Source organism: Pseudomonadales bacterium, from assembly GCA_024234165.1.
GTDB lineage: Bacteria > Pseudomonadota > Gammaproteobacteria > Pseudomonadales > UBA5518 > UBA5518.
The window spans coordinates 490142-506556 of record JACKOP010000003.1 but is presented as its reverse complement, the minus strand read 5'-3'; the positions used below and the strand labels follow the sequence as shown (position 1 = coordinate 506556).

17 protein-coding genes are annotated in these 16415 nt (G+C 64.2%); 4 read left to right on the top strand and 13 right to left on the bottom strand.

What is annotated here, in order from left to right; genetic code table 11:
* The first annotated feature begins 1 nt into the window (after position 1).
* Positions 2-469: a diacylglycerol kinase gene (locus H7A12_11585; GenBank protein MCP5321451.1), complete on the top strand. Its 468-nt coding sequence runs from the start codon at positions 2-4 to the stop codon at positions 467-469.
* Between the two features lie 280 nt (positions 470-749).
* Here the strand turns inward: H7A12_11585 and rpsT are convergent, their stop codons facing one another.
* From rpsT to rplU, 5 genes are all read right to left on the bottom strand, one after another.
* Positions 750-1025, bottom strand: coding sequence for a 30S ribosomal protein S20 (rpsT, locus tag H7A12_11580; GenBank protein ID MCP5321450.1), 276 nt, complete (start codon positions 1023-1025; stop codon positions 750-752).
* Between the two features lie 92 nt (positions 1026-1117).
* On the bottom strand, positions 1118-2242 hold the full coding sequence (locus H7A12_11575; GenBank protein ID MCP5321449.1) for a glutamate 5-kinase: 1125 nt from the start codon (positions 2240-2242) through the stop codon (positions 1118-1120).
* A complete protein-coding gene (gene cgtA, locus H7A12_11570; GenBank protein MCP5321448.1) occupies positions 2239-3441 on the bottom strand; it encodes an Obg family GTPase CgtA in 1203 nt (400 codons plus the stop codon). Before cgtA ends, H7A12_11575 begins: the two co-directional genes overlap by 4 nt.
* A gap of 49 nt (positions 3442-3490) precedes the next feature.
* Positions 3491-3748, bottom strand: a complete 258-nt coding sequence (gene rpmA, locus H7A12_11565; GenBank protein ID MCP5321447.1) for a 50S ribosomal protein L27 — start codon at positions 3746-3748, stop codon at positions 3491-3493.
* Positions 3749-3766: 18 nt separating this feature from the next.
* Positions 3767-4081, bottom strand: a complete 315-nt coding sequence (gene rplU / locus H7A12_11560; protein MCP5321446.1) for a 50S ribosomal protein L21 — start codon at positions 4079-4081, stop codon at positions 3767-3769.
* Positions 4082-4395: 314 nt separating this feature from the next.
* On the opposite strand from rplU, the gene H7A12_11555 reads away from it, so the two are divergent.
* A complete protein-coding gene (locus H7A12_11555) occupies positions 4396-5358 on the top strand; it encodes a polyprenyl synthetase family protein (protein ID MCP5321445.1) in 963 nt (320 codons plus the stop codon).
* 83 nt (positions 5359-5441) lie between these two features.
* The gene (locus H7A12_11550; protein MCP5321444.1) at positions 5442-7688 is read left to right on the top strand and encodes a DUF1631 domain-containing protein; all 2247 of its coding nucleotides are present in this window, start codon (positions 5442-5444) and stop codon (positions 7686-7688) included.
* A 39-nt stretch (positions 7689-7727) separates the two neighbouring features.
* Here the strand turns inward: H7A12_11550 and H7A12_11545 are convergent, their stop codons facing one another.
* The 3 genes from H7A12_11545 to H7A12_11535 form a co-directional block, all read right to left on the bottom strand.
* The gene (locus tag H7A12_11545; GenBank protein ID MCP5321443.1) at positions 7728-8465 is read right to left on the bottom strand and encodes a hypothetical protein; all 738 of its coding nucleotides are present in this window, start codon (positions 8463-8465) and stop codon (positions 7728-7730) included.
* A 29-nt stretch (positions 8466-8494) separates the two neighbouring features.
* A complete protein-coding gene (locus H7A12_11540) occupies positions 8495-9760 on the bottom strand; it encodes a hypothetical protein (GenBank protein ID MCP5321442.1) in 1266 nt (421 codons plus the stop codon).
* Positions 9761-9829: 69 nt separating this feature from the next.
* Positions 9830-10729, bottom strand: coding sequence for an AAA family ATPase (locus tag H7A12_11535; GenBank protein ID MCP5321441.1), 900 nt, complete (start codon positions 10727-10729; stop codon positions 9830-9832).
* 213 nt (positions 10730-10942) lie between these two features.
* On the opposite strand from H7A12_11535, the gene H7A12_11530 reads away from it, so the two are divergent.
* Complete coding sequence (locus H7A12_11530; GenBank protein ID MCP5321440.1) at positions 10943-11950, top strand: NAD-dependent epimerase; 1008 nt, start codon at positions 10943-10945, stop codon at positions 11948-11950.
* A gap of 39 nt (positions 11951-11989) precedes the next feature.
* Here H7A12_11530 and H7A12_11525 read toward each other — a convergent pair whose 3' ends face one another.
* The 5 genes from H7A12_11525 to H7A12_11505 all read right to left on the bottom strand — a co-directional run bounded on the left by H7A12_11525 (position 11990) and on the right by H7A12_11505 (position 16382).
* Complete coding sequence (locus H7A12_11525; protein MCP5321439.1) at positions 11990-12757, bottom strand: PEP-CTERM/exosortase system-associated acyltransferase; 768 nt, start codon at positions 12755-12757, stop codon at positions 11990-11992.
* Entirely contained in the window at positions 12754-13518 is a 765-nt protein-coding gene (locus H7A12_11520) for a PEP-CTERM/exosortase system-associated acyltransferase (protein ID MCP5321438.1), read from the bottom strand. Before H7A12_11520 ends, H7A12_11525 begins: the two co-directional genes overlap by 4 nt.
* 245 nt (positions 13519-13763) lie before the next feature.
* Complete coding sequence (locus H7A12_11515; GenBank protein ID MCP5321437.1) at positions 13764-14246, bottom strand: low molecular weight phosphotyrosine protein phosphatase; 483 nt, start codon at positions 14244-14246, stop codon at positions 13764-13766.
* Positions 14243-14989, bottom strand: a complete 747-nt coding sequence (locus H7A12_11510; protein MCP5321436.1) for a trypsin-like peptidase domain-containing protein — start codon at positions 14987-14989, stop codon at positions 14243-14245. Before H7A12_11510 ends, H7A12_11515 begins: the two co-directional genes overlap by 4 nt.
* Before the next feature lie 175 nt (positions 14990-15164).
* Entirely contained in the window at positions 15165-16382 is a 1218-nt protein-coding gene (locus H7A12_11505) for a glycosyltransferase (GenBank protein MCP5321435.1), read from the bottom strand.
* Positions 16383-16415 lie beyond the last annotated feature (33 nt).

Sequence of the window (16415 nt, the reverse complement as noted above, 5' to 3'; positions counted from 1 at the left end):
GATGGGCGGCGCCGACACGCCACGCCAGCGCTTGCCTGTCAACGGTCAACGGTCAACGGTCAACGGAGCCAGTGCGATAGAAACGCAAACTCGCAAGGAAGGTCGTCGCGGCGTGTTGCATGCAGTCGACGCATTCGCATTCTCGATGCAGGGGCTGCGCACTGCGTGGCGGCAGGAGACGGCTTTCCGTCTGGAGTGCGCCATGCTGGTACCGCTGGCACCGCTCGCTTTCGTGCTCGCGCACGATGCGGTGGAACTGGTGCTGCTGCTCGGTTCCTGCGGACTCGTACTGCTGGCCGAGATGTTCAATTCAGCCATCGAGCGGGTGGTCGATCGCATCAGTACCGAGACGCACCAGCTTTCCGGCGAAGCGAAGGATTTCGGCTCTGCCGGGGTGTTCATCGCGATGATGCTGGTGCTGCTGGCCTGGCTTGCGATCGCCTGGCAGAACCTGGGGCCGGCTTCCTGAACCGGGATTCCCGCGGCTGGAGCCACTGTCCGTCGGGCTGAAGCCCGCCCCACGACCTGCGCAGGTCGGCATTCATGCCGACTCGAATGTCGGATTGAAATCCAACCTACACCGGTTGGCGTTCGGATTCGTAGGTCGGCATTCATGCCGACGTGCATGCACCAATCCCCAGCGGGCTCTCTGGCTGAAACCCGGGGCGCGTCAAATGCAAAGACCGGCGCAGGGCCGGTCTTCGTTATATATGATCGCTTCCCGCACGGCGCGGGAACATCGGTGCGAATCAGGCGGCCTTCTGCGCCAGCACCTTGATCTGCCCGTTCAGACGGCTCTTGTGCCGCGCGGCCTTGTTCTTGTGAATGATGCCCTTGTCTGCCATGCGGTCGATCACCGGCACGGCGGCAATGTAGGCAGCCTGAGCCTTCACGGCATCACCCTCCCGGATGGCTGCGATCACGCGCTTGATGGACGTGCGCACCATCGAACGGAAGCTGGCGTTGTGTTGGCGGCGCTTTTCAGCCTGACGCGCGCGCTTTCTTGCCTGCACGGTGTTTGCCACGTTGAATCCTCGAAATACGGAGCTTGAAAAAGGACGCGGGATTATTCCGACTCACCCCGGATGTGTCAAGGCAACGGGAAATTTGCACGTCATCAACAGAGCACCAGGTTGTCGCGATGGATCATCTCCTCACCGTCGCAATACCCCAGTTCCTCCTGGATGCGCCTGGTCGGCAGCCCCATGATGCGCCGCGCCTCGGCGGCACTGTAGTTCATCAATCCCTTGGCAACGTCGCGCCCATCCGGCCCCGAACACACCACCAGCTCACCACGCGTGAAATCCCCGTGCACTTCGCGCACCCCGACCGGCAGCAGGCTACGCCCCGATTCGCGCAACACGCGCACCGCACCCTCGTCGAGCACCAGTCTTCCACGCACCTGCAGCTGTCCCGCCAGCCAGCGCTTGCGCGCGGCAAGCGGCGCCTCGCTGGTATGCAGCCAGGTACCGAGCTCCTCGCCTGCGGCGACACGCAGCAACACCCGTTCGGCGCGCCCACCGACGATCACGGTCTCCGCACCCGAACGCGCGGCGATGCGTGCTGCGCGCACCTTCGTGATCATGCCGCCGCGACCGAACTCCGTACCGCTGCCACCGGCCATCTGCTCGAGCGCCTGGTCGTTGGCGTCTGCGTCGTGCACCAGCGGGGCCTGCGGATCCCGGCGCGGGTCACGTGCAAACAACCCCGGCTGGTCGGTCAGGATCACCAGCACGTCGGCTTCGATCAGATTCGCGACCAGCGCACCCAGGGTATCGTTGTCACCGAAACGGATCTCGTCGGTCGCCACGGTGTCGTTTTCGTTGATCACCGGCACCACACCGAGTTCGAGCAGCGTCTTCAGCGTGCTGCGCGCATTCAGATAGCGCTGGCGGTTGCCGAGATCATCGTGCACCAGCAGTATCTGCGCCGTACGCAACCCGTGCTCGTGGAAAAACGTCTCGTAGGTCTGGACCAGACCCATCTGCCCGACTGCAGCCGCTGCCTGCAGCCGATGAATCTCCGCCGGACGGGCACTCCAGCCAAGCCGCGCCATGCCCTCTGCGACGGAACCCGAGGACACCAGCACCACCTCGATGCCGCGCGCACGCAGCTCGGCCATCTGGGCGACCCAGTCCGCGATCGCCTCACGATGCAAGCCGCGTCCGCCGTCGGTGAGCAGCGTGCTGCCGATCTTGATCACCCAGCGTCGCGCACGGGTGAGTTCACCCCTGGCTCTCATGCGCGGTACTCCACCTCGACATCGAACTCATCGTCATCGCCAGCGGCATCATCACCTGCCTCGGTCGAGCCCTTGCGCGCCAGGCGTCTGGCCTCGGCCAGCGCTGCGATACGCTCGCGCGCCTCGACCTGCATGCGTCGCTGCAACTCCTGCTCGGCTGCTGCAAGTTCCGGATCATCTTCCTCGCGCCGACGCTGTTCCTCGATATGCGTCATCATGCGTGCACAAAGCGCCTCGGTACCGTCAGCCGCAAGTGCCGAGATGCGGAACGCCGGACCACGCCAGCCGAGCCGCGCGATGATGTCGTCACAGACAGCACTCATTTCCTCGAGTGGCAACAGATCGGTCTTGTTCAGTACCAGCCACCGCTCACGCTCCGCCAGCGTGGCGCTGAAACGCAGCAGCTCACGTTCGATGGCGCGCACGGACTCCACCGGATCGGAACCATCCAGCGGCTGCACATCGACCAGGTGCAGCAACAACCGCGTTCGCGTGAGATGCTTCAGGAAGCGCACTCCCAACCCGGCTCCCTCCGAAGCACCCTCGATCAGCCCGGGGATGTCGGCAATCACGAAACTGCGGTGCTGCGCGATGCGCACCACGCCGAGATTCGGCACCAGCGTCGTGAACGGGTAATCCGCAACCTTCGGACGTGCCGCCGAGACTGCGCGAATGAAAGTCGACTTGCCGGCGTTCGGCAGCCCGAGCAGCCCCACATCGGCAAGCAGCTTGAGCTCGAGCCGCAGGCTGCGCGCCTCGCCATCGGAGCCGGGCGTGCTCTGACGCGGGGCGCGGTTCGTGCTGGACTTGAAGCGCGTGTTGCCGAGACCATGAAAGCCACCCTGCGCGACGAGCAGACGCTGCCCGGAGGCGGTCAGATCACCTATCACCTCGCCGGTGTCCTCGTCCATCACGGTGGTGCCTACCGGAACCGGCAGCACGAGGTCCTCCCCGCTCCTGCCGGTACAGTTGGCGCCAGACCCCGCCTTGCCGTTCGCGGCGCGAAACTGCCGCGTGTAGCGATAATCGACCATGGTGTTCAGCGCAGCATCGGCCAGCAACCAGATACTGCCGCCATCACCACCGTCGCCACCGTCCGGGCCACCGAACGGCACGTACTTCTCGCGGCGGAAGCTGACACAGCCGTTGCCGCCATTGCCGGCGTGCACACGAATCGCGACTTCATCGACGAACTTCATAAACAAAAACCCCGCCGTGGCGGCGGGGTCCTCTGCGATCGCCTGCGGCTCAGGCCGGGACGATGTTGACCTTCCTGCGGCTGAACGGACCCTTCACGGTGAACTCGACGCGACCATCGGCCTTCGCGAACAGCGTGTGGTCCTTGCCCAGGCCGACATTCACGCCGGGATGGAACTGCGTGCCGCGCTGACGAACGATGATGTTGCCGGCCTTCACGACCTGGCCCCCAAAGCGCTTCACGCCGAGGCGCTTGCTCTCGGAGTCACGCCCGTTACGGGTACTGCCACCTGCCTTCTTGTGAGCCATGAAACTACTCCTCGATGCTTAGCCTGCGTTGATACCGGTGATCCTGACCGCCGTGTACCACTGCCGATGACCGGTCTCACGCTTGTAGTGCTTGCGGCGGCGGAACTTGATGATCCGTACCTTGTCGTGGCGGCCATGACCAAGCACCTCGGCCGCAACCGTGCTGCCGGATACGAACGGGGCGCCGATCTTCACATCGGCGCCACTGCCCACGAGCAGCACACGGTCGAAGCTGACGGTGTCACCGGTGGCAACCTCGAGCTTCTCCAGCTTCAGCACTTCACCTTCCTGCACGCGGTGCTGCTTGCCACCGCTCTCGATCACTGCATACATTGATCACCACTCCGTTGTCGCGCCTTTCTGCGGTTGTGATTTACCCGTCGGGGCTTGTCGGCGAAGATTCGCCGGGGCATCCAGGCACCCCCGGGCGCCGTGCCGGAGGTTTGTTCAGGGCCGCGCATTCTAGGCCATGCACGCGTAGCCCGGCAACGGGCATCACGCCGTGTGCCGGTGGTGATTTTGTACAGTCCGGGCCCGCACCTTGGACCACCAGTCCTGACGCACCCCGCAACCACAGCGATTTGACAGCCACCCGTGCGGTTTCTAGCATGCCGACGCGTTCCGCCAAGCAAAGCCGCGAGCACCCGATGGACTACATTTGCCCGGAGATCCAGCCCGACTTTGCCGCCGTCAACCATCTGGTGATCCAGCGACTGCACTCCGAGGTGATGCTGGTCGAGAGCATCGGTCACTACATCGTCGAAGGTGGCGGCAAGCGCATGCGCCCACTGATCACCGTGCTCGCTGCGCGCGCTCTCGGCTATGACGGTGTGCGCCACGTCGACCTGGCGGCAGTGATCGAGTTCCTGCACACCGCCACGCTGCTGCACGATGATGTGGTCGATGTTTCCGCACTTCGCCGCGGACGCGCCACCGCCAACGCGAACTGGGGCAATGCCCCGAGCGTGCTGGTCGGCGATTTCATCTATTCCCGCGCCTTCCAGGTACTGGTCGACATCGGCGACATGGATATCCTGCGCCTGGTCTCCGACACCACCAACCTGATCGCCGAGGGCGAGGTGGAACAACTCGCGCGTGCGGGCGATCCGGCCACCACGGAGGCGCAGTACCTGCAGGTGATTCACAAGAAGACTGCCGTGTTGTTCGCTGCCGCGGCCGAAGGCGCGGCGATCCTCGCCGGCGCAGACACGATCACGCGCCGAGCGATGCGCGACTACGGCCTGCATCTCGGGCTCGCGTTCCAGCTGATCGACGACGTACTCGACTACACGGGCGATCCCGCCATCATGGGCAAGAACCTCGGGGACGACCTTGCCGAAGGCAAGCCGACCTTACCGCTGATCCATGCGCTGGCGACCGCCACACCCGAACGCGCGAGCGTGGTACGCGAAGCCATTCTGCGACGGGATGCCACCCGTCTCGCCGATGTGGGCGAGACGGTGCGCCTGTGCGGGGCGCTCGAATACACCACGGAACGTGCGAAGATGCATCGCGACCGTGCGGTACAGGCACTGGATGGGGTCGCCACATCGCCGTTTCGCGACAACCTGCTGCAGATCGCCGACCTGTCAGTCGCACGTCAGGGTTAGCACCACACACCCCGGCGCAGGTCACCTGCAAACCGCACGCTCTGTATACTAGGCATCGACCCCACCGCGTGGTATTCGACTGGATGAGCAACGAGCAAACGAACGTCGGCACGCCAGCCACCGACACGAAGACCCGCCGTGCACTTCTTGCCGAGATCGCCCAGATCGCGCTCGACAGTCTGCGAACGCTGTTCGACAGCACGTTCAGCGCGTGTGACGACGTTTTTTTCGATCTCGCCAGCCGCGCACACAGCAACGCGGACCAGGCACACTATTTCGAATCCCTGCGCGAAATTCGCGTGCAGAAGAGCCGGGTCCAGACCAACTTCCTGGCGCTGATCGACCGGGCATTCACCGCCATCGATCGCCCACCGGAACCCCAGCCGACGACGGGTGGGGATGATGCATCCGAGCCGGCACTCGAGCTGGTGTCGCACGAACAGATGGAGATCACCGCCCTCAGCACGGACATGGTCACGCGCGCGCGCAACGAGTGGCAGGACGAGCTGTTCCAGATACGCGATCGCCTGCAGGCGATCAGCCGGCCGTTTGCGGAACATGTGAGCCCCCTCGATCCGGAAACGATCACCAGCGCATTCATCGAAGCGGCGAAACCCATCGTCGTCAGCATCGACATCCGCAAGATCATCCTGCGTCAGTTCAACCAGCAGGCGCTGATGCACCTCGATCGGCTCCTCGACCCGGTCAACGAGCGGCTGATTGCTGCCAACGTGCTGCCCGAGCTCGGCCAACAGCGCCGCCGGCGCATCAAGAAGAGCCCGTCCACGCCGCAACGATCAGCAGCCGCCGATCCCGCGGCAGACCCGGGTGCGCAGCCCGGAACAGTCAGCGGCGATTCCGGACTGGCCGGCATGGGGATACCCGAAGCCGACCGCGAGATGCGCGAGCTGGCGCAGGTGCTGAAACGACTGCACGACGGCGGCATCCGCCTGCCGATGCTGCAAGCGATGCCGGTACAGCCAGCCAGCAGCACCACCCCCGCGATACCGCGTGACGAGTTGCTGTCGCTGCTCGCCGAAGTGAAGCTCACGCCCGGGGACGAGACAGAGGCCGCGACAGTGCCTCTCGACATCCGCAGCGCGATCGCGTCGATCGTGGCAAACCGGGGACAGATCGCACTCGCTCAGACCGACGAGGACATCATCAACGTCGTTGCGATGTTCTTCGACATCATCCTCGACGATCGCAACCTGCCACTCGAGATCCAGGCACTGGTCAGCCGGCTGCAACTGCCGATACTGAAGGTTGCGCTGAGAGATCGTGCATTCTTCACTGATCGCAAGCACCCCGCGCGCCAGCTCATCAACGAAATCGCACGCACCAGCATCGGCTGGGAAGCAAGCAACAAGGACCAGCAGGACGCCCTGTTCATCCGCCTGACCGAACTCGTCGAAATGGTGCTGCACGACTCGAACGACGGCAGTGACATCTTCGAAAAGTGTCTGAACGATCTCATGGACTTCATCGCGAAGCAGGATGCGCACGCGAGCAAGCAGGAACAGCGCACGCGCGAACGGACAGCCGCGCGTACACGCACTGCACACGCGCGCGAGGTGGTGAACACGCTGCTGAACGAGCGACTGGAAGGTGCCGCGCTCGCCCCCGACATCACCGACTTCCTGGTGAACGACTGGCAACGCGTCATGCTCCAGCGTCACCTCAAGTACGAAACGCAGAGCCCGGAGTGGCAGGAAGCGATACAGATCCTCGACGACCTGGTCTGGGCCGGGCAAGCACATCCAGGACCCGAGGCGAGGGCTCGACTGAGCGAACTGGTGGGCCGCCTGCGCCCGCGCATCGCAGCGGTGCTGGAAGACGCCGGAACCGACCTCGGCCGTGGCGGAGCGGCGCTGAAACAGGTGACGGCAGCACTTGCAAGGATTCACGCCGGACAGGTCGATGCCGCCGCCACCAGGCCGCTGTCGGAAGAACAACGTCAGCGCATCGAACCGGTACAGGCCGCGAAACCGTGGCAGGAAATGACGGCGGTCGAACGGCAGATGGTACGCCAGCAGCAGTTGCTCGACGAGCATCTCTCCAAGGTCGACGCGCTCGAAGTCGGCACCTGGCTGCAATACGACGATCTGCGCAGCGGTGTCAGCCGCCGCTGCAAGCTCACGGCCAGGCTCGCCGAGACCGACACCTTCGTGTTCGTGAACCGTATGGGAGCAAAAGTGTACGAAAAGCCGCGCAAGGCCTTCGCCTACGATCTGCAGATGGGTTACGCGCGCGTTCTCGAAACGCGACCGTTCTTCGATCGCACGCTGGAGCGCATCACGTCGAATCTGCGCAAGCTCGCGGAAACCTGAGCTTGCTGCGCGCCGCGGCAGCTCTATCCTGGCTGCGCCTCAGACCGTGGGCACCCGGTTCATCACCAGACCGACGAGCCGCTCGCTGCCGATCACATCGATCGCGCGGCGCGCGGTCGTGGAGCTCGAACTCCCGTACGGCACGACCAGTACCGTGCCATCCAGCCAGTCGAGCAGCGGCTGCAGCGCCTGCAGCGCATCCACCTCCGGCAGATCCAGCACGATGAAACGGTCGCTGTAACGGGCACGCGCAGCACTCAGCAATTGCTGCATCCGCTCGCCGCACAGAGCCTGCGCACCGGCAGCGTCATGACCGAACGGAATCGCACGCATGCGCGCCACCCCGGGCGCGTAGACGATATCGTCCACATGCAGCTCGGACTGCACCAGGTAGTCGCACAGCCCGACTTCCGGCGGCGGCAGGAGCATGCGCGCAAGCGGGGTACGATGCGGATTGCACTCCACGAGCAGGGAGGTGCGGCGAAAATCGTTTGCGAGTGCAACAGCGGTATTCATCGCCACATAGCTCGCGCCCACACCGCGGGAAAGGCCGGTGACACCGATCATGAAGTTCGGCTCCGCGCAGTGCGCCATGAGCTCCTTCACCAGATCGTTGAAGCGTGCCAGGGTGCTCTCGTTGCGCGTCAGCGGATGCACCACCCGCAACAACTCGAACTCGACGTCCTTGAGGCGCGAGACCTCCGTCATTTCGGTGATGCGCGCCCGGTTGGCACCGATGATCTCGTTCAGCCCAGCGGGTTCGACCGGATCGCTCACGTACAAGCCTCCCGCATGAAGGTACGCCCTCAGACCAGCAGCAGATACGCCGCACAGGCCGTCATACCGACCAGCGCAACCAGCATGGAGCCGACCCGACGCAGGGTGGCGAGCGGATCACGCGTGGAATCACGCCAGACCGGCAGCTCCACCAGTGCGCGCACCTGCAGGCGGTCGGCAAGAAGCGCGAGATTCCTGGTCTCGTGCCGGATCATGCAGGCTGCGAACAGCCGCAGCAAAACCACCACGCAACCGCCTGCAGCCGCCAGCCCTACCACTTGCCCGGACGTGAGCCCGCGCACAAGCTCGGGTTCGGACCGCGAACCGACGAGCGTGAACGGCAATTGAGGTGACTCACGCGCCATGCGCGCCGTATGCGCGTCGAGTTGCTCGCGCGCGCCCGCAACGACTCTGGCTGCCGTCTCTCCCGCTTCATTCAACCGCTGGATCTGCTCGTTCTCACCCTGGAGGCGCAGCAGCTCCGTACGCGACTCCTCGATCAGGCGCCCCAGATCGGCCGCGCGCCGCGTCGCTGCGACGTTGGCACTGCGCTGGTGGGCAAATTCCTCGCGCGCACTCTCGCGACGGGCGACCAGCGCGGCATACTCGACACGCTGGCTCTCCTGCTCCTGCTCCTGCACAGACCCTGGCTCCGGCGTACCGACTCCAACCCCGTCGACTTGCATCGCCCCGAGCTCCGTATCGAGTTCGGCAACACGGGCTTGCAGCGCCGCACTGCGGGCATTGCCATCGCGGATCTCGAGCGCCAGCCGTTGCGCTTCCGCCTGCATCCGTCCCAGGCGCGCGGCGACCGTCGTATCACCGCCTGCCGGCAGCGCTGCCAGCGCCTCGCCGAGTCGATCCCGTGCCGCAGTGTCCTCGGCCTCGGTGCGTTCCAGCACGGCCTGCAACCGCTGCTGTTCGTCTCGCAACACCTGCAAGGCCGCCAGCCTGCGTTCGGTCACGAATGCGTCGACAAGGGTCGGCAATGCCACCCGCAACTCCTGCGGTCTGTCGTTCGCGGCCAGCTCCACCCGCAACTCGGCGCCCACACGCTCCAGGCGCAGCTCCCCGGCTGTGGAGGACCTGGCGAGTCGGCGCAGCCCCTGCTCGGCGTCTGCAATCACATCGGGACCGCTGGCGTCGAAGCGCAGCACGGATTCGACCGTCCAGGTGCGCGGCAGCACGAGCCCGCAAGCCAGAACGACAAAGGCCGTTGCGGTCCACCACAGAGGCAGCGTCCAGCGCAAGCGGGCGTACTCCCGCCGCAGCCTGCCGACGCCGTGCTGATTCATCGTGTTCCTCCGCGCCGGATATCACCAGATACCCGCAGGTGCAGTCTCCGGCGGACAGTATAGATAGCCTCAGCTCACCTCGGCCAGATCGACGCCCTTGATCTCCAGCACCAGGTCGCGCAGGCGTCGATCGGTGTCATCGCGCGGCGTGGCTTCCGCCTGGCGGCGGATGATCGGGCGCGAGCGAATCACTTCCATGATCAGCTCGCAGCTAACCGGCTTCACCTCTTCGGCATAGCCGTACACCAGCGCCATATCGCAGATGTTGTTGATCGCCCGCGGGATGCCACGGCTGTAGTAGTAGACCGCCGCACGGGCGTAGCGATCGAAGAGCTCTTCCTGGCAGCCCGCCACCGCCGCACGATGACGGATGTATTTTTCGGTCGACTCGTAGTCGAGCGGCGTGATGTGGTGTTCGGCCGAGATCCGCTGTGCGAACTGCAACAGTTCCGGCAACGCGATCGTCTGCTGCAACTCCGGCTGCCCCACCAGCACCAGTTGCAGCAACAGCTCGTCGCCGACGTTCATGTTCGACAGCAGTCGCAACTCCTCCAGCATCTGCACATCCATGTTCTGTGCTTCATCGACGACCAGCACCACACGCCGCCCCGCCTTGTGCTCCGCGGCAACGAACTCGAGCAGCCGCCGGTGCATCGTCACGTTGTCGCGATCGCCCAGGTCCAGCCCGTAGGCACCGAGGATCCAGGTCAGCAGATCACCGTAGTTGCGGTGCGTATTCGTGATCACCCCGATCGTGAGGTTGCCTTCCAGCGTGCGCAGCAGGTGGCGGATCAGCGTGGTCTTCCCGGAGCCCACCTCGCCGGTGATCAACGTGAATCCGGCCTGGTTCTGCAGGCCGTATTTCAGCATTGCCAGCGCAATCGCGTGCTGCTTGCTGAGATACATGAATTCAGGGTCGGGGGTCAGGCTGAACGGCTTGCGCGCGAGCCCGTAATACTCGAGGTACATGCAGTGCGATTTCCCGTGGCTACGGCTGGTCGACAACGGATCGGGGGCCAGGATCTGAGGCCGGATCAAACGCTTACACTATAGACTTCGACCGTGAAGGCGCAACTACCGGGGCTGTGCTAGATTTCTGGTCTTCGTTGCAGGCACGAGCTGCTCGCGCCGATCGCGATCGAGCCATCGCGAGCACAAAACCACAGGAATTGCACGCTTCACATGAAAATCATGGTCACCGGCAGCGCCGGCTTCATCGGCAACGCCCTAGCGATCCGACTGCTGGAACGTGGCGACGAGGTACTCGGCGTCGACAACCTGAACGACTACTACGATGTGCGCTTGAAGCACGACCGCCTCGCACGCATTGCGAGCCATTCGAGCTTTCACGAGGCCCGCATCGACCTCGAGAACCTCGAGGCAATGCAGCGCGTGGTCAGCGAGTTCCGGCCACAACGCGTGGTGAACCTCGCGGCACAGGCCGGCGTGCGCTACTCGCTCACGAATCCGCACGCCTATATCTCATCGAACATCCAGGGCTTCATGAACGTGCTGGAGCTCTGCCGCCACCACGAAGTCGAACATCTGGTCTACGCATCGAGCAGCTCGGTGTACGGCGCCAACACCCGCATGCCATTTTCCGTCCACGACAACGTGGATCACCCGGTCAGCCTCTACGCCGCCAGCAAGAAGGCCAACGAGCTGATGGCTCACACGTACAGCCACCTGTACGGCCTGCCGACGACGGGACTGCGCTTTTTCACGGTCTACGGCCCGTGGGGCAGGCCCGACATGGCACTGTTCATCTTCACGCGCAAGATCCTCGCCGGCGAGCCGATCGACGTGTTCAATCACGGCCATCACCAGCGCGACTTCACCTATATCGACGACATCGTCGAAGGCGTGATCCGCACCCTGGATCAGGTTGCGGTACCGGACCCCGGCTGGAGCGGCGACACGCCCGATGCTGCCACGTCGAAGGCACCGTACCGGCTCTACAACATCGGCAGCAACAACCCGGTCGAACTGCTGCGCTATATCGACATCCTCGAGCAATGCCTCGGCCGCAAGGCACAGAAAAACCTGCTGCCACTGCAGCCGGGGGACGTGCCGAACACGTACGCCGATGTCGACGCGCTGATGCGGGACGTGGGCTACAAGCCCTCCACGCCGGTCGAGGAAGGCATTGCACGCTTCGTCAAGTGGTATCGAGACTATTACGGGGTGTAGCCCAGGCCACAAATCACGCAGCCGGCGGCAACGCCGGAATCAGACCGCCTCGCGCGCGACCTCGGCCGCGTAGCCGTGCGCGAGGCCTCGGCGAATCTCGTGGTAGAACTGCATTTGCTCGGCATTCATGCCAGCGACCGCCGCCTCGGTCGTGATGAAGAAAGGCGCACGCCGACCGTGATAATCGACTTCCTCGCCTGCGCGCTCCACATACAGCCCGGTCCGCGACAACACCCGTGGCAGGCACACTTCCATCATCGCAAAGACGTTGCTGCAACCGCTGAGGTCGGTGAGCGCGATCCCCGCCATGATCGCGGCAGTCGCGACCAGTGAAAACGTACGTTCCTCCTGGTCACAGACATCCAGCGCAGCCAGCTCGCCGAGCTCGCTGCCTGCCTCACCGAGACGGCGGCGAAACCGGCTGTCGACGGCGAGGCGGGAAAGCTCACAGATCGTGTCACGGTTGTGCTTCATGAAACCCACGGTAGCGGGATCGAGCGCATGAGCACAGTACTGCTCCATGGGCAGTGGCGTCTCTTGCGGGCCTGCAGGCGAACGCACCAGGCGAACGCAACCCGCCGCGATTCCGCTGCGCTTGTGGATCACCGCGCAATGCAGTGAGCGCGCGTCGAATTCGTCGGTTTCGAGACGATCGGGAAACGCCGAGGAATCCTCATAGCGCAGCTCCTCGCAATACACCCGGTAACGCAGACGGTAGATCTCCCGTTTCTGCTCATCGGTGGCGGCCAGACTGAGCCTGAAGAAGCGGCGGAAATCATCGAGCAACGAAACGTGCGGCGAGGTCATGACACACCTCCTGCTGCGCCCTGGAACTGACTGCGAATTCGTGCATGTATCGCCTGGTACATTTGCTTCAGCTCCGGGCGCATCGTGGCAAGCCCATCCTGGTAGGTACGCCCCAGATACGGGGCACGCAGGCCATGGTAGTCAACATCGGCGCCGACCCGATGAAAATGGATGCCGGAACGTTCGAGCATGCGCGGCAGGAACGGTTCCATCATCGCAAGCACGTTGTGACGCCCCGAGAGATCGGTAAGGGCGGTTGCCGCCAGGAACGCCGCAACCGAGATCAGCGAAAAGCTGCGTTCTTCCTGTTGCGAAATGTCGATGGCCTTGCTGGCACCGAAGCGACTCATCGATTCACCGGCACGCCGGCGGAACCGGCCGTCGACAGCAAGCCGCGAGATCTCGCACATCGTGCTGCGATCGAGTGAAAAAGAGTCCAGCAAGGCACGATCGAGGCTGTTCGCACAGTGCTCCTCGAGCGGCAGCAACTCGAGTCCCGGGGCCGCGGTCGGCACCAGACGCACGCAGCCGGCCGGGGTGGCACTCGTCCGGTGCGTGATCAGGCAGTGCAACGACACGGCGTCGTACTTGTCGCGCTCCTGCCCGTCAGGGAAGGCGCGGCGATCCTCATAGCCGAATTCCTCGCAATAGACGCGATAGCGGATGCCGAAAACGTGGGCACGCGCCTCCGGGGTCGAAGCAAGATCGACGCTGAAATACTTTGCGAAGGCTTCGCCCGGAGACACGGATGCCTCACTCATTCACACGCTCCTCGGCCCTGAGTTCCACCATCCGGCGGCGCGACACCATGACACACTCTTCCGGCAGCGGGAAAACGCGCGGCAAATGAATCCTGCAAGCTTGACACGCATTTTTTGCAAAATTCACGCCACATTCTCGGCAGTCGAAGCAACTCAAGTACTTGATCAACGATTTCGCGTTGAATTCTGTGCGGCGGCGCACACGATGTAAATATTTTCGACACCGCCAAAGCTGGCAGTTTGGATCAAAGCCCGTGCCGGGCACGCAATCGCAGCAGCAACCCGGCCACCCCGGCGTCGACCAACCCGAGTACACGCTCGAAGCCTGCATAGTTGCCGAAGTACGGATCGGGAACCTCGATCAACCCGGTCTCAGGTGCAAACTCCAGCAGCAAGTGCAACTTCGGCGCGAACTCCACCGGACACGCCTGCTCCAGGTGTGCACGATGACCTGCATCCATCGCCACGATGTAGTCATGACGTTCGAAGTCTGCGGAGCGCAACGCACGCGAGCGGATCCTGCTGGCATCCGCACCAAGCGAAGCCGCAGCCTTCACCGCACGTGCATCCGACCGCTCGCCGCCGCGCTTCACCTGCGTTCCAGCCGACTGCACCTGCAGCCGGCGGCGCAGACCTGCGCGCTCTGCGTGCAGGCACAACAGCGCCTCGGCCATCGGCGAGCGGCAGATGTTCGCCGTGCAGACCATCAGCACCGAGACCTTCTTCACTTGCGCTCCGGTCCTGCTCCGGCCGCCAGCAGCGCGCGCGCGTAGCGCACCGGTATCGCGTAGCTGATGCCCGACGGGTCACGCAGCGCCGACTCCTTGGTACCCTTGACCATCACGCTGTTGATCACACCGATCACCTTGCCGCTGCGTACGTCGTACACCGGGCTGCCGCTGTTGCCTGGATACGCAACCGCATCGAGCTGGTAGACGTCGAATGGCGAGCGGAGGCGCCGGATCTGGGCAGCGGTGAGCGAACGCGCGGATTCCGCCGGAATCACGACCGGCGTGATCGTCGAGATGATGCCGCGATGCGTCGCCGGATAGAGCCCGAGCACCATGCCGATCGGAAACCCGGTAAACGCGATCTCCTGCCCTTCGCGCACATGGTCATCTTCAGCCAGCGTCAGGGTCGGCAACGGGTCGCCCCGGATACCGAGCAGCACCACATCGTGTTCACGGTCGCTGCGCAGCACACGCGCTTCGCGCGCCGCGCCGACGCCCCCGTGCCCGATGAATATCGCGAGCGACTCCATCGCGTCGGCGTCCAATTTTTCAGGCATGACGTGAAAGTTAGTGATCACTTTCAGGCCATCACCAACGACGAAACCAGTCCCCAGATACTTCAGCGCCGGTCCGCTGTTGGCATCGGTTCGCTTGACCGGCTTGACAGTGCCGACGGCAACCACACCCGGGCGGATGCGATTGATCAGATCGGGCAGTTCGGCGTGCACTGGCAGTGCCATTGCCACCAGCAACGACAGCAACGACAGCTTCCGGATCACACCCACCGCCGCCAGATACAGGAATGAAGCTCGACGCACGACCACACACTGCTGCAGAGAGAAGGACAATGGGGGCAGTATAAGTCAGCACCCCCGGTTCACGAACAACTGCCGCGGCCTGCCGCCATCCCCCGCATCACGACGCGACCCCGCCGGTTCGCTTGCGCAGCAGATTGCCGAACTCGTGCTCCAGGATCTCCACTCGCGTATCCCAACTGTTCTCACGCGCGTAGTCGATGATCCGTTCCCGGTCCCACACACGCGCAAGGGCGATCGCCAGCGCATCGCGCAACGCCGCGGCATCGCCAAACGGCGTGATCGAACCCAGATACGCTTCGCAGACCACTTCGCGGTTGCCGCCCACGTCGGTGGTGATTACCGGCAGCCCGCATGCCATCGCCTCGAGGAACACGTTGGCCCAGCCTTCGTTCGCGGTTGCGAGCGCGAACACATCGGCAGCGGACAGCGGCCGATGCAGATCCTCCGGCGCCAGCGACCCCAGAAAATGCACGCGCTCCTGCAGCCCGAGCCGCGCAACCATCTCGTGCAGAAACCCGGTGAGATCGCCCTCGGGACAGGCACCACCGACGACCAGATAGTGCAGATCCGGGAAGCGGCCCAGCAGATCGGGCAGCAGCTCGATCACGCGGTGAAAGCCCTTGCGCTCGACCAGACCACCGACCGAGATCAGGACCCTGGCATCCTGCGGCAACCCGAGCTCATCGCGGGCCTGCCGGCGATCGACGGGAAAGAACTTGTGGCAGTCGACCCCGTTGCCGACCACGCGGATCTTGCCGGCATCGGCACCCAGACCAACCACATGGCGCTTCAGCGAATCGGACACGGCAAACACACGACTGGCGTCGGCGATCGCGCGCAGCATGCGCCGGCAGCGTGCCGGATCACGCGCCAGCGGCACCTCGGTACCGCGCAGCGTGATCGTTACCGGCAACCCGAGCCAGCGACCCAGTCGGGTGGCCGCGTAACCTTCTGGATACGCGAAATGCGCATCCAGTAGATCGACCCCACGCTCGCGGCGCAGCCTGCGCAGCAGCGGCAGGCAGGCAAGCGCGATGAAGAAGCCGTCGAGCCAGCGCCCAACGCCGGGCAACGACAGGAATCGCGGAAACCACACGTCGATACCCTGCTGCACTTCGTGGCGCGGCTGCGGCGGACGGTAGTTCGGCCGCAGGCGCCGGATGAGCCGCTGCAGCGGAAACCACGGTTGCGGCGAGATCACGCAAAGCGGCATGCGCCCGGCAACACGAAACATGCGCTCGCGAATGAACAGTCCTGCGACCGGGCGTTGCGCGCTGGGGAACAGCGTGGCGATCACAGCCACGCGGGGGCACATGGATTTGGCTGTCGGGATAAATCCCGACCTACG

Excerpts from the sequence above, each read along its gene's own strand:
- H7A12_11525 (MCP5321439.1), bottom strand. The coding sequence starts at position 12,757 with ATGACCTCGCCGCACGTTTCGTTGCTCGATGATTTCCGCCGCTTCTTC.
- cgtA (MCP5321448.1), bottom strand. The coding sequence starts at position 3,441 with ATGAAGTTCGTCGATGAAGTCGCGATTCGTGTGCACGCCGGCAATGGC.
- H7A12_11555 (MCP5321445.1), top strand. The coding sequence starts at position 4,396 with ATGGACTACATTTGCCCGGAGATCCAGCCCGACTTTGCCGCCGTCAAC.
- H7A12_11575 (MCP5321449.1), bottom strand. The coding sequence starts at position 2,242 with ATGAGAGCCAGGGGTGAACTCACCCGTGCGCGACGCTGGGTGATCAAG.
- rplU (MCP5321446.1), bottom strand. The coding sequence starts at position 4,081 with ATGTATGCAGTGATCGAGAGCGGTGGCAAGCAGCACCGCGTGCAGGAA.
- H7A12_11540 (MCP5321442.1), bottom strand. The coding sequence starts at position 9,760 with ATGAATCAGCACGGCGTCGGCAGGCTGCGGCGGGAGTACGCCCGCTTG.
- rpmA (MCP5321447.1), bottom strand. The coding sequence starts at position 3,748 with ATGGCTCACAAGAAGGCAGGTGGCAGTACCCGTAACGGGCGTGACTCC.
- H7A12_11585 (MCP5321451.1), top strand. The coding sequence starts at position 2 with ATGGGCGGCGCCGACACGCCACGCCAGCGCTTGCCTGTCAACGGTCAA.
- H7A12_11530 (MCP5321440.1), top strand. The coding sequence starts at position 10,943 with ATGAAAATCATGGTCACCGGCAGCGCCGGCTTCATCGGCAACGCCCTA.
- H7A12_11505 (MCP5321435.1), bottom strand. The coding sequence starts at position 16,382 with ATGTGCCCCCGCGTGGCTGTGATCGCCACGCTGTTCCCCAGCGCGCAA.
- H7A12_11535 (MCP5321441.1), bottom strand. The coding sequence starts at position 10,729 with ATGTACCTCGAGTATTACGGGCTCGCGCGCAAGCCGTTCAGCCTGACC.
- H7A12_11510 (MCP5321436.1), bottom strand. The coding sequence starts at position 14,989 with ATGGCACTGCCAGTGCACGCCGAACTGCCCGATCTGATCAATCGCATC.
- H7A12_11550 (MCP5321444.1), top strand. The coding sequence starts at position 5,442 with ATGAGCAACGAGCAAACGAACGTCGGCACGCCAGCCACCGACACGAAG.
- H7A12_11520 (MCP5321438.1), bottom strand. The coding sequence starts at position 13,518 with ATGAGTGAGGCATCCGTGTCTCCGGGCGAAGCCTTCGCAAAGTATTTC.